Raw genomic sequence first — 12,296 nt, forward strand, 5'->3', positions numbered from 1 at the left:
TGAACCTGGGCAGTGCTCACAATCCTCACGTACTACGTGTACGCTCCGGTTGTTCCGCGCTGTCCGTGTCCAGACTGTCTGCAACAATTACGCCTACTGGCATAGGCTCTAAGGAAGCGATGAACCACGAACCCCAGCGTCCCGATCCCGACGCGCTGCTGCAGGCTAACCGCGAGACTCATCGCGGGCAGCTGAAAATTTACTTTGGTGCCTGTGCTGGCGTGGGTAAAACCTACGCCATGCTGCAGGAGGCACAACGGCTGCGTGCGCAGGATCTGGATGTCTTAATCGGCGTGGTAGAGACCCATGACCGGCCGGAAACCGCACAGCTGCTGACAGGGTTAACTCTGCTGCCGCGTCGCGCAACCGGCCGCTCGCGTCATGCAGAGTTTGATCTTGATGCCGCGCTGGCTCGCCATCCGGCGGTGATCCTGATGGATGAGCTGGCGCACACCAACGTGCAGGGCTCGCGCCATCCCAAGCGCTGGCAGGATATTGAGGAGCTGCTGGAAGCGGGCATCGATGTACTGACTACTGTCAACGTACAGCATCTTGAGAGCCTCAACGATGTGGTGGGCGGCGTCACCGGCATTCAGGTGCGCGAAACCGTGCCCGATCCCTTTTTCGACAGCGCCGACGAAGTGGTGCTGGTCGATCTGCCGCCCGACGATCTGCGGCAGCGGCTGAAAGAGGGCAAAGTCTACATTGGCGACCGCGCGGAACGCGCCATCGAAAACTTTTTCCGCAAAGGTAACCTGTTCGCCCTGCGTGAGCTGGCCCTGCGTCGCACCGCCGATCGGGTGGATGATCAGATGCGCGCCTGGCGCGATCAGCAGGGACGGGAGCGCGTCTGGCACACCCGCGACGCCATTCTGCTCTGCATTGGCGACGACAGCGGCAGTGAAAAGCTGGTGCGCACCGCCGCCCGACTGGCGGCGCGGCTTGGCAGTGAATGGCATGCGGTCTATGTCGAAACGCCCCGGCTGCACCGGCTGCCGGAAGCGCGGCGACGGGCGATTCTGCGTACGTTACAACTGGCGCAGGAGCTGGGCGCGGAAACCGCGACCCTCTCTGAACCCGATGAAGCCGAAGCGGTACTGGGTTACGCCCGCGCGCACAATCTGGGCAAAATTGTCACCGGTCGTCGCCCGCTGCGGCGCTGGCGGCGTGACAGCTTTGCCGAACGGCTCGGCCAGCTGGGGCCGGATCTCGATCTGCTGGTGGTGGCGCTGGATGAGCCGCTGAAGGATGCGCCGCATCCGCTGCCGGATGGCCGCGTCACCAGCGAAAAATGGCGTATTCAGCTGCGCGGCGTAATGATGGCGCTGGTGCTCTGTATTCTTGTAACCGCCGCCGGGCAGTCGGTGCTGATCGGTTTCGATCCCGCCAACTGCGTGATGATCTATCTGCTGGCGGTGGTGATCGTGGCGCTGCGCTATGGCCGCTGGCCGTCGGTGATCGCCACGGTGATGAATATCGTCGCCTTTGACCTCTTCTTTGTTGCCCCCACCGGCACGGTGGCGGTCTCCGATCTGCAATATCTGGTGACCTTTGGCGTGATGCTGGCGGTGGGCGTAATCGTCGGCAATCTCACGGCAGGCGTGCGTTATCAGGCGCGGGTGGCGCGCTACCGCGAGCAGCGGGCGCGCCAGCTCTATGAGATGGCGAAATCGCTGGGCAGTGCGTTAACGCCGCAGGATATCGCCGCCACCAGCCAGCGGGTGCTGGATGCCACGTTACAGGCGCGCTGCCTGCTGCTGCTGCCGGATGAGCAGGGCGAACTGCAACCGGTGGGCGATGCGTTACCGGCCAGCGAGCCGGATCGCGCGATTGCTAAATGGAGTTACAGCAAAGGCCAGCCTGCGGGTGCGGGCACCGATACCTTACCGGCGGTGCCTTATCAGATCCTGCCGCTGAAAAGTGGCGCGCACTGCCGGGGTTTGCTGGTGGTGGAGCCGCAGAACCTGCGTCAGCTGATGATCCCCGAGCAGCAGCGGCTGGTGGAAACCTTTACGGTGCTGATTGCTAACGCACTGGAACGGATGGCGCTGTCGCATAGCGAGGCGGCGTCCCGGCTCTCGGCGGAGCGTGAACAGCTGCGCAATGCGCTGCTGTCAGCGCTGTCCCACGACCTGCGCACTCCACTGACCGTGCTGTTTGGTCAGGCGGAAATGCTGATGCTCGACCTGGCCAGCGACAACTCAAAATATGTGCCGCAGGCCAGTCAGATCCGCGAGCAGACGCTGAGCACCATCCGGCTGGTGAGCAACATGCTGGATATGGCGCGCATTCAGTCGGGCGGCCTCAACCTGCGTGAGGAGTGGCTGGCGCTGGAAGAGGTGGTCGGCGGGGCGCTGAGCAGCATGGCACCATCACTGAAAGGGCATGAGGTCCGGCTCGATCTGCCGGACGACATCGTGCTGATCAAAGGCGACAGCACGCTGCTGGAGCGGGTCTTCACCAACCTGATTGAGAACAGCCTGAAGTATGCCGGTAACAGCGCACCACGCGGCATTCGCGCCTGGCGTGCGGCATCACGGCTGGAGATCTCGGTCTGGGATAGCGGACCGGGCATTGCCGAAGACGACTTAAGCCGGATATTCGATAAATTCTGGCGGGGCGACAAAGAGTCGGCGGTGCCGGGCGTCGGACTGGGTCTGGCAATCTGTAAAACCATTATCGAGAGCCACGGTGGTCAGATCTGGGCAGAGAACAGGGCCGAAGGCGGCGCGGCATTTCGTCTCTCGCTGCCGCTGCCGCCGGTCCCTGAAATTTCTGACGAAGGGCTGAAATAACTTCACAGTTGATCGGTTATACTCCCGGACCTGTTTGATTATTCGTGGGATTGTATGGAACGTTTTACCGAAAACCTGATGTATGCATCGCGCTGGTTGCTGGCCCCGGTTTACATTGGACTTTCGCTGGGATTGCTGGCGCTGACCATTAAATTTTTCCAGGAAATTTTCCACCTGCTGCCCAACATTTTCAGCATTGCGGAAAACGATTTGATCCTGCTGCTGCTGTCGCTGGTGGATATGACGCTGGTTGGCGGCCTGCTGGTGATGGTGATGTTGTCAGGTTATGAGAACTTCATCTCTAAGCTCGATATCGACGAAGATAAAGAGAAGCTGAGCTGGCTGGGCAAGATGGACTCCGGCTCGCTGAAAAACAAAGTCGCCGCCTCCATTGTCGCCATCTCCTCAATTCACCTGCTGCGGGTGTTTATGGAAGCGCGCAACGTCGAAAACGACAAGCTGATGTGGTACGTGATTATCCACCTGACCTTTGTGCTCTCCGCCTTTGTGATGGGCTGGCTGGATCAGATGTCGCGCAGCGATAAAAAACCGAAGTAACCTCTCTGGCGGCCCGCTGAGGCGGGCGCCTGCTTTACCCTTTCCGCTCTGCTCCCCCTGAACGACCCGCTGGCTGTGAGGCCGGACGCGTGCCCGCCAGCTGCGGCATCACCTCTTTGATCATGGCAAAAAAGTGTTGCAGCCTGGCCGGGTAGTAACTCGCCCAGGGATAGGTCAGCCACACCGGCAGCGGCGGTGCCTGCCACGCAGGCATCAGCTGAACCAGGCCGCCATCCGCCAGATCTTCCTGCACCGCCCAGGACGAGACGATCGCGGCTCCCATCCCTGCCAGTGCCGCTTTGCGCACCGCATATAAACTGTCGCTGCTCAGCCGGGGCGTAATCGCCAGGTTCACCGGCTGGCCGTCGTCAATCTTCTGCAACACCACTTCGTTACGGTAAAAACTGGTCAGTGCCAGCCACGGCAGATCGCGCAGCTGTTCAACCCGCTCTATCGGCGGCTGCTGCGCCAGCAGGTGCGGGGCGGCCACCACAATACGCGGCACTTCTGCCAGCAGTATCGCCACCACCGAAGGATCGGTTGGCGCGCCGACCTGAATGGCGCAGTCCACATTCTCCGCCATAAAGTCGGGCGTGCGATCATTCAGCATCCACTCAATATTGAGCCGGGGGTAGCGGTGCAGATAGTCCACCAGCGGGGCGATCAGCTGATCCTGGCCAAAGGCGTGCGGGGCGCGAACCCGCAGCGTACCCACCGGGTCATCGCTGGCCCCGGTCAGCTCATCTTCCAGCGCATGCCAGGTCGCCAGCAGCTGCCGGGCCTGGGCGTAGCAGCGCTCGCCATCATCGGTAAGCTTCAGCGCATGGGTGGTGCGCAGGATAAGCTTGAGGCCCAGCCGCTGCTCCAGGCTCTGCAGTCGGCGGCTGACGGTGGGTTGTGTCGTGCCGAGCTGCGCGGCGGCGGCGGATAAGCTGCCGCTCTCTACAATACGGATAAAAGTCTGCATCAGATCGATGCGATCGCTGCTGTTAGGATTGTTCATACGCACCACGTATAACGGTTTTGCCTGATGTCAGTCTACCGCGTATAACCGCAATGCGCTTTAATGGCAGGACGAAATGATGAGGATTACAGCATGTCAGCCATACAGACCCAGACTCAAAATGAACCGCTCTCTGCGCCGCTGGTGTTTACTCTGGCCGCCGGTGCCGGACTCAGCGTCGCGTCGATCTACTACAGCCAGCCGATGCTGGATATCATCAGCAAGCAGTTTAACGCCGGCATCGGCGCGGTCGGCATGGTGCCGATGCTGACCCAGGCGGGCTATGCGCTGGGCATCCTGCTGCTGGCTCCGCTGGGCGATCGCCATGACCGGCGCACCATTATCTTTATCAAAGGCTTAATGCTGGTGGCGGCGCTGCTGCTGTGTGGTTTTTCCGGTGGACTCAGCGCGCTGCTGATTGCCAGTTTTATCACCGGCCTGACCGCCACCGTGGCGCAGGATATTGTGCCCGCTTCGGCGGCGCTGGCGCCGGAACGCAGTCGGGGTAAAACAGTCGGCACGGTGATGACCGGGCTGCTGGTGGGCATCCTGCTGTCGCGGGTGGTCAGCGGGGTGGTGGCAGAGTATTTCGGCTGGCGCACCATGTATATGATTGCTGCGCTGGCGGTGCTGCTGATTACGCTCACGCTGTGGCGGGTACTGCCGCGTTTCGCGCCAGGCACCTCGGTGAGCTATCCGCGCCTGTTGCTGTCGCTGGTTCACCTGTGGCGTCACCATCAGACGCTGCGTCGTGCCGCACTGGCTCAGGGGCTGTTGTCAGTGGGCTTTAGCGCCTTCTGGTCGACGCTGGCGTTAATGCTCAGCGACCGCTTTCATCTGGACAGTGCCGTGGCCGGGGCGTTTGGTTTAGCCGGTGCGGCGGGTGCCATGGCGGCACCGCTGGCGGGCAGTTTTGCTGACCGCATCGGTCCGGCAAGGGTCACGCAGGCTGGCGCCGCGCTGGTGACAATCTCCTTTGCGCTGATGTTTCTGCTGCCGCTGCTGCCAATGCCAGCCCAGCTGGCGCTGATTGTCCTCTGCACCATCGGCTTCGATTTAGGGGTGCAGGCCACCCTGGTGGCGCATCAGACGCTGGTCTATGGCCTGGCGCCGGAAGCACGCAGCCGCCTGAATGCGCTGCTGTTTACCGTGGTGTTTATCGGTATGGCCACCGGTGCGGCGCTGGGAAGTCTGGCGCTGGCACACTGGGGCTGGAATGGCGTGGTTGCGCTCTCGACCTTAGCCGGTGCCGCCGCGCTGGCGGTCCGCTTCGCCAGTCGACACCTGAAAAACTGACACCTCGCCCGTCAAAAAATGTGCCAGGCTTATTCATAAACCCGAAATAATCTGGAGTGTTATGAACTTTTTAGCCTGGACAGCAGCGACGGGCGGCCTTCTGCTGCTGATGTCGCTGGCTTCCGGTTGGATTCACCGGGGGCCAGTCACCTCATTTGGTCTGTTCCTTATCGCGGGCATTCTGTGCGGCCCGTGGGGATTTGATGTTATCCACATCGATATTGTTACCCATTCCGAAGCCGTGGCGCACATCACTGAAATCACCATGGCTGCCTCGCTGTTCATCACCGGCCTCAAGCTGCGTCAGCCGCTGCAAAATAACTGCTGGCACACCGGGCTGAAACTGGCTTTTCCCGCCATGCTGCTGACCGTGGCCGCGATGACCCTGCTGTCGCACTTCCTGGTGGGATTAGACTGGCCGATTGCACTGGCGTTTGGTGCCATTGTCGCGCCAACCGATCCGGTGCTGGCGAGCTTAATCTCGGTCAACGATGCGCAGGATGATGACTCGCTGCGCGTGGCAATCTCCAGCGAAGCGGGTATGAATGATGGTTCCGCGCTGCCGTTGCTGATGCTGGCGCTGCTGCTGTTTAATGGCGAAAGCCTGAGCGTGGCGATGCTGGGGCACTGGGGTGCGGTCGAGGTGCTCTGGGCAATTGGCGGCGGTCTGATCATCGGTTTCGTGCTGGGGCAGTTGATTGGCCTGCTGGCGACCCGACTGCGCAATGCCAATGGCGATGTGGCGCCCAATGATTTCCTGGCGCTGGCGCTGATTGCACTGAGTTATTCACTGGTGGAGTGGCTGGGTGCCTCCGGCTTCCTGGCTGCCTTCGCCGCCGGGCTGGGATTACGCCGTGCTGAGATGGGCGTGTTCCGTCGCCATCAGCCGGACGATCTCTCTGACGACGAGCGCGTGCTGCCCTCTGAAGCACTGGTGAACCCTAATAAACGCCTGGCGCATCAGGGCGACAACAATATGGTGAAGTCGATAGGGTTTGTGGTAGGCGACGCCCTCTCTTTTGGCGATACTATTGAACGTTTACTGGCGGCTGGCATGATGGTGGTGCTGGGCGTCACACTGGCGCAGCACTGGAACATCTACGGCGTGCTGATCGGCCTGGTGCTGTTTGTGGTGGTGCGGCCACTGGCCGTCTGGCTGGTGACGCTGCGCGCCGGACTGCCGCTGGGGCAGCGTCTGCTGATTGGCTGGCTGGGCATCCGCGGGATTGGCAGTCTGAACTACATCGCCTATGCCTGGACGCACGGTATGGAAGGCCCGCAGATGGAAATTATGACCAATATGGCGTTAACGCTGGTGGTCTGCAGCGTGGTGGTCCACGGCACCACCGTGTCGCCGCTGCTGAACTGGCGTCAGAAACGCCTAGAAGCCCTTCAGCGTAAGGTTTAACCCGAACTAACAGGAGTTAAGAATGAAAGTAACTCAGATAGTGCTGCTGAGCATCCTCGCCACCGGCAGCGCGCTGGCGGCGGACGAGGCTGACACTGAGCAGAATGTTTATGCCAGTCAGCTGTGCCACATTGTCAGCGGCGAGAAAAAGGTCGCCAGCGCGGATCAATATGTCGACCAGATGAAGTCCACCGTGGCGCGCAGTCAGTCGTCATCGGCGATGAATCAGCCCGAGTTCGATGAAGAGTCCGCGCGTGAAGTGGCCAGTGCCTGGCTGCAGCTGGGAGATGATGAGCGTGCCAAACTGCGCGTTAACGAACAGCAGTGTGAGCAGGCCGTGATGGCGCAGTTCCAGCAGGAAGATTAACCGCATCGGATTAAATAAAAACGCGCCTGCCGGGCTAATACTGATCAGTTAAGATTAAATTTGTAAAGGCTGTCACAGTCAAACGTGGCAGCTTTTTTTATGTGCGAGCGAGCCGCAAGTGCGGGCCTGCGCACCTCTGCTGCTGCCGGGCCGTCCTCGCGCCGCTCACGCGGTACCTTCGGCTTTGACGGCGTGCCGACGAACCGTTCGGGGATCGGCCCTCCCTGGCCGGCCCCGACCTGTCCACGCTTCCCGGCGTGGACTTCTGGCCCACCGTCACGCCTCAGCGCTGCGGATAACCCTTTCAGCAGCAGAGGCGCTCAGGCCTCCACTTTCGTGCCCTTTTTAACAATACACACTGAAGTTTCAGAGCAGGCCGGTGCCGGGCAGGGGAAGGCAATCCGCAGCGCTGAACAGAATGAGTCTGCCAGGAGAGCCCGCAGGACGCGGGCGAAAGGCGGGGCGGCACAGGATGTGCCATCCCCGGCGGTCCGTCAGGCAGAGGAATGACGTGAAGGAACCGCGCAGCGGCACGAGGACCGCCAGCCCCTGCCCGGCACCAGACTGCGTTATCACCTGTCGCTTAACTGATCAGCATTACGCCTGGCGGGCGCGTTTTTTTATGGCTTTTCAGGGGCCATTGCGTACATAATCGCCAGCCATGGCACCCGACTTGCATCTGTTGATTCTACTGCAGCCTGCCGCAACGGTTTGCTCACTCTTCTGGTATCACATAACAGGCATTATGATTACGCGTCGACGCTTTATTCTCGGCACGGGAGCGCTCGGGCTCTCCATGACCACCGGCAAAATATTTGCCCGCGATGACATTATTCCCCTCTGGCCGGACGATCCGCCCGGCGGCGGCGGCCCATCGGGCCAGTTGCATATTAACAGCACCGGTTCCTGGTCAAATATCGTCAGCCCGGCGATTCAGCGCTTTAAACCGGAAAATCCCAATGGCGAAGCGGTATTAATTGCAGCGGGTGGCGGTTATCGCTGGATCGGCATGGGACGCGAAGCCTGGCCGGTCGCGCGCTGGCTCAATGCCAATGGCTATACCGCCTATGTGCTCAGCTACCGGCTGCCGCATGAGAAGTGGCAGGCGGGGCGGCTGGCACCGCTGCAGGATGCGCAGCGTGCCATCCGGCTGGTGCGATCCTTTGAGCGCAAGGTGCATGTGCTGGGCTTCTCGGCAGGTGGGCATCTGCTGGGGCTGGCGGCGGCGCGTCCGGACTTTGAATCCTATCCGGCCATCGATCCGCTGGATGAAGTGGTGCCCAAAGTCGATAGCGTTGGTCTGATCTATCCGGTCATCACCCTGGAAGCGCCTTATCAGCACACCAATACCCATCTGATGATGGTCGGCAAAAATGCCACGCCGCAGGATGAGGCGAACTGGTCAGTGCAGAACTACGTAACCCGGCAATATCCGCCGACGTTTCTGGCGCAGGCCGAGGACGATCACACCTCAAATCCGTTTAACACCGAGCTGATGCGCGACACCTGTCGCCGTAATCGTGTGCCGGTTGAGCTGATTCAGATCAGCAAAGGCGGGCATGGCTTTGGCCTTGGCAAGGCGGGCACGCCAGCGGCGTTATGGGATCAGGCTTATGTTCGCTGGCTGGATCGCGTGAGCTGAGTTGCACTGGCGCGGTGCACGACTGCACCGGGGGATCCGTTCTCCCCCTGCCTGGCGCAAGGTCACCAGATCGAAGGTGACCCTTTGTCCCGGTCCCGGTTAATGCTGCGCCCTCTGCCATCTTAAATCTCCCAATCCAGAGCCAGACCCAACCCCTAAATATTGATATCAGCGGACTAGGCTGACAGGTCAGGGCGCATTAATAACTCATTCTTATTTATCACGTTAACGAGGATGTATGGAGCTAAGGGGCACTCACGCTTATTTCTGACTCTGTATACAATAAGATGAAAATCTCCTGCCGTTAGTACGGTACAAAATAGCTAAATAAGGACGCTTTAATAATTATCTTAATAAACAAACGGATCTGATTAATTCCCGGGCAAAGAACATTCCTATCTCCTATCCTTTGCTTCTTTTTTTCGCCATTACTTTGCTTTTTCCACCGATATATTGCCAGTTGATACAGATCAAAAATTGGCCAGAAATATCAGGTCTTATGGATTATAAAAAAACTAATGAAAGCGTTGAAGCGGGCGTGTTCGGATGACGCAATCGTCTTTCAATCCAAAGCGATTCTTCTTTTAAGCTTTATTTTGGCTGATTCTGCTACAGATGGTCGTAATAAAACCCGTAAGTTTTGAACTAAAATAAAAATCCCACTTTATTGTCTTCGTTAACGTTAGATGATTTCATAACGGCTACGCATAAGATGAGGCAAATCAGACAGCAATCCATCCTGGTCAGTTTATCGGTGGTTTCTGATTTAACTAAGAAATATTTAAGTTTTTCTTGCCGGCGATGATAAGCAACAACATCTTATTGCACTCTGTCGGATGAGTATTAAGGTCAGTCTGCTTCTCCGCCAGAACAGACTTATTTATTATTACTTTTTATTAACGATGTGGCGAGGTAGATAGTCAGGATTTTAACACACAACAAAGCGTTATATGCATGACGATCATCGAGGCATCGCTATTACAGACCAGGAACAGTGGAAAGGCGTGGCCAGGGCTGATTAAAAAGTGATGTACAAATAATGAAGTGATGTTTTTTAAATACCTGAATAAAAGTTATTATCTTGTTTTCATCATTGTTCTGGAGAACATCATGCTACCGGGTAATGAAGTAAATTTTATTGGCTATCTTATTGAAGGGAATGTGGTTTATTTACACAAGACAAAGCGACTAATTTGTTTGAATGGGTATGGTGAAGATATCATCCTGAGAAAAACCATGTCGCACGTATTAGAGTATCTTTTTGAAAATGCCACTATTGATGTTGTCACGGATTCGGAACTTATGGAGAACGTCTGGGATAAACATGGACTGAGTTCTTCTACGCAGCGGGTCTGGCAGGTTATGTCTAATTTAAAGTCGAAGCTCTTTTTTCTGGGTTTAAGTGATGATGTGATCCTGAGAGTTTCGAAGAAAGGCTATCTCCTCAAAAGCGACAGTGTGGAGAGGCTATTTAGCAGTCGTATCACTTCAGGCATTCATTAAATACAGCGATAAATTCACTAACGATAATCCTGTGGAAATGGACGTCGAGCCTGTGAATATAATCGGTAGTCATTAAATAATTTCATATATAAATGGATTTAATTACTGTCGGTTCGGTTTTTCCGCTGTTAATCAGCCTGGCTCTTGCTGGGTGTTGAAAATATGAAAAGAAACGCAGGTTTTACATTTCGCGTCAGCGGGCGCATTAATTTTCGTTGGGCGCAGTTGCAGGAAAAAACTGGCCCTGATGACCAGTTTTTCCCAATAGTATTCTTTTCGGGGAATTAACGCATCGTCACGAACTCTTCGGAGGCGGTCGGATGGATCGCCACGGTGCTATCGAAGTCCTTTTTAGTGGCACCCATTTTCAGCGCCACAGCGAAGCCCTGCAGCATCTCATCCATGCCGAATCCGATACCGTGAATGCCGACAATCTTCTCATCTGCACCCACACAGACCAGCTTCATGCGACACGGCTGACGATGCTGGGTTACCGCAGTGTACATGGCGGTAAATGACGATTTATAAACCTTCACCTGGTCGTCGCCATACTGTTCCCGTGCCTGCGGCTCGGTCAGTCCCACGGTACCAATCGGCGGATGACTGAACACCACCGTCGGAATATTGCTGTAATCCAGATGCTCGTCCGGTTTGTTGTTAAACAGACGCTCAGAGAGACGACGGCCCGCCGCGACCGCAACCGGCGTCAGCTCAACCGCACCGGTGTTGTCGCCCACGGCGTAGATGCCTGACACATTGGTGTTCTGGAATTTATCGACTTTGATATAGCCTTTGTCGTCCAGCGCGACGCCAGCGGCGTCAATATTCAGGGTATCGTTGGCGGGCTCACGGCCAATCGCCCAGACCAGGCAATCCACGGTATATTCGCTGCCGTTTTCCAGCTGCAGCGTCAGGCTACCATCGCCGTTTTTAATCACAGCTTTTGGAATAGATTCGGTATGCAGCGCCGGGCCTTCGCTGTTCATCACTTCGACCAGCGTTTCGGTGAGCAGCGGATCGAAGCTGCGCAGCGGCGCGTGTTTACGGACGAACAGATGCGTTTCTGAACCCAGCGCGTTAACCACGCCAGCCAGCTCAACCGCAATGTAGCCTGCGCCAATGACCGCAGTGCGTTTTGGCAGCGCGTCCAGCTCAAAGAAACCGTCGGAATCAATGCCGTACTCTGCACCCGGAATAGAAGGGTGGACCGGACGACCGCCGGTGGCGATCAGAATATGGTTAGCGGTGATAATCTCGCCGTTGACTTCAACGCTGTGCGCATCGACAAAGCGGGCAAAGCCTTTGATCACTTCGACTTTGTTTTTACCCAGCACGTTGTCATAGGAGTTGTGGATGCGATCGATGTAGGCGCTGCGGTTTTTCACCAGTGTGGCCCAGTCGAAGCGATTCACGGTGGTGTCGAAGCCATAATCCGGTCCGTAGAGATGGATCGCTTCGGCGATTTGCGCGGCATGCCACATGATTTTCTTCGGCACGCAGCCCACGTTCACGCAGGTGCCGCCCAGCTCTTTCGCTTCAATCAGGGCACATTTCTGGCCATACATAGCCGCACGGTTAATTGAGGCGATGCCGCCACTGCCGCCGCCAATGGCGAGATAGTCGAAATGTCGGGTCATTGAAGTATCCATCCGGTTGCATAAAAAATTGGGGTTGAGTGTAACGCTGCGGGTCGAAATGACGCAAAGTTTGCGCCTATGATTGTA

9 protein-coding genes are annotated in these 12,296 nt (G+C 57.3%); 7 read left to right on the top strand and 2 right to left on the bottom strand.

Going from position 1 to position 12,296, the window contains the following annotated elements:
* The first annotated feature begins 119 nt into the window (after nucleotides 1–119).
* Nucleotides 120–2,795 (top strand): two-component system sensor histidine kinase KdpD, encoded by a 2,676-nt coding sequence (gene kdpD, locus OK409_RS15215; RefSeq protein WP_264367194.1) that lies wholly within the window; start codon nucleotides 120–122, stop codon nucleotides 2,793–2,795.
* Nucleotides 2,796–2,849: 54 nt separating this feature from the next.
* Nucleotides 2,850–3,353, top strand: a complete 504-nt coding sequence (locus OK409_RS15220) for a TIGR00645 family protein (RefSeq protein ID WP_010253431.1) — start codon at nucleotides 2,850–2,852, stop codon at nucleotides 3,351–3,353.
* 34 nt (nucleotides 3,354–3,387) lie between these two features.
* On the opposite strand, the gene OK409_RS15225 is transcribed toward OK409_RS15220, so the two are convergent.
* The gene (locus OK409_RS15225) at nucleotides 3,388–4,356 is read right to left on the bottom strand and encodes a LysR family transcriptional regulator (protein ID WP_022623981.1); all 969 of its coding nucleotides are present in this window, start codon (nucleotides 4,354–4,356) and stop codon (nucleotides 3,388–3,390) included.
* A 93-nt stretch (nucleotides 4,357–4,449) separates the two neighbouring features.
* On the opposite strand from OK409_RS15225, the gene OK409_RS15230 reads away from it, so the two are divergent.
* The 5 genes from OK409_RS15230 to OK409_RS15250 all read left to right on the top strand — a co-directional run bounded on the left by OK409_RS15230 (nucleotide 4,450) and on the right by OK409_RS15250 (nucleotide 10,572).
* Complete coding sequence (locus tag OK409_RS15230; protein ID WP_010253427.1) at nucleotides 4,450–5,652, top strand: MFS transporter; 1,203 nt, start codon at nucleotides 4,450–4,452, stop codon at nucleotides 5,650–5,652.
* A gap of 61 nt (nucleotides 5,653–5,713) precedes the next feature.
* Nucleotides 5,714–7,060: a cation:proton antiporter gene (locus OK409_RS15235; RefSeq protein WP_010671500.1), complete on the top strand. Its 1,347-nt coding sequence runs from the start codon at nucleotides 5,714–5,716 to the stop codon at nucleotides 7,058–7,060.
* Nucleotides 7,061–7,082: 22 nt separating this feature from the next.
* Nucleotides 7,083–7,427, top strand: a complete 345-nt coding sequence (locus OK409_RS15240) for a hypothetical protein (protein ID WP_033780939.1) — start codon at nucleotides 7,083–7,085, stop codon at nucleotides 7,425–7,427.
* A 745-nt stretch (nucleotides 7,428–8,172) separates the two neighbouring features.
* Nucleotides 8,173–9,069, top strand: coding sequence for an alpha/beta hydrolase (locus tag OK409_RS15245; RefSeq protein ID WP_022623984.1), 897 nt, complete (start codon nucleotides 8,173–8,175; stop codon nucleotides 9,067–9,069).
* Nucleotides 9,070–10,179: 1,110 nt separating this feature from the next.
* Nucleotides 10,180–10,572 carry a winged helix-turn-helix domain-containing protein gene (locus OK409_RS15250; protein ID WP_228379714.1) on the top strand — a complete coding sequence of 131 codons (393 nt, stop codon included), beginning with the start codon at nucleotides 10,180–10,182 and terminating at the stop codon, nucleotides 10,570–10,572.
* 284 nt (nucleotides 10,573–10,856) lie between these two features.
* Here OK409_RS15250 and gorA read toward each other — a convergent pair whose 3' ends face one another.
* Nucleotides 10,857–12,209: a glutathione-disulfide reductase gene (gene gorA, locus OK409_RS15255; RefSeq protein ID WP_264367195.1), complete on the bottom strand. Its 1,353-nt coding sequence runs from the start codon at nucleotides 12,207–12,209 to the stop codon at nucleotides 10,857–10,859.
* Between the last annotated feature and the right edge of the window lie 87 nt (nucleotides 12,210–12,296).

The organism is Pantoea sp. RG18, assembly GCF_025910075.1.
Lineage (GTDB): Bacteria > Pseudomonadota > Gammaproteobacteria > Enterobacterales > Enterobacteriaceae > Pantoea > Pantoea agglomerans.

Excerpts from the sequence above, each read along its gene's own strand:
- OK409_RS15220 (WP_010253431.1), top strand. The coding sequence starts at position 2,850 with ATGGAACGTTTTACCGAAAACCTGATGTATGCATCGCGCTGGTTGCTG.
- kdpD (WP_264367194.1), top strand. The coding sequence starts at position 120 with ATGAACCACGAACCCCAGCGTCCCGATCCCGACGCGCTGCTGCAGGCT.
- OK409_RS15240 (WP_033780939.1), top strand. The coding sequence starts at position 7,083 with ATGAAAGTAACTCAGATAGTGCTGCTGAGCATCCTCGCCACCGGCAGC.
- OK409_RS15230 (WP_010253427.1), top strand. The coding sequence starts at position 4,450 with ATGTCAGCCATACAGACCCAGACTCAAAATGAACCGCTCTCTGCGCCG.
- OK409_RS15235 (WP_010671500.1), top strand. The coding sequence starts at position 5,714 with ATGAACTTTTTAGCCTGGACAGCAGCGACGGGCGGCCTTCTGCTGCTG.
- OK409_RS15225 (WP_022623981.1), bottom strand. The coding sequence starts at position 4,356 with ATGAACAATCCTAACAGCAGCGATCGCATCGATCTGATGCAGACTTTT.
- gorA (WP_264367195.1), bottom strand. The coding sequence starts at position 12,209 with ATGACCCGACATTTCGACTATCTCGCCATTGGCGGCGGCAGTGGCGGC.
- OK409_RS15245 (WP_022623984.1), top strand. The coding sequence starts at position 8,173 with ATGATTACGCGTCGACGCTTTATTCTCGGCACGGGAGCGCTCGGGCTC.
- OK409_RS15250 (WP_228379714.1), top strand. The coding sequence starts at position 10,180 with ATGCTACCGGGTAATGAAGTAAATTTTATTGGCTATCTTATTGAAGGG.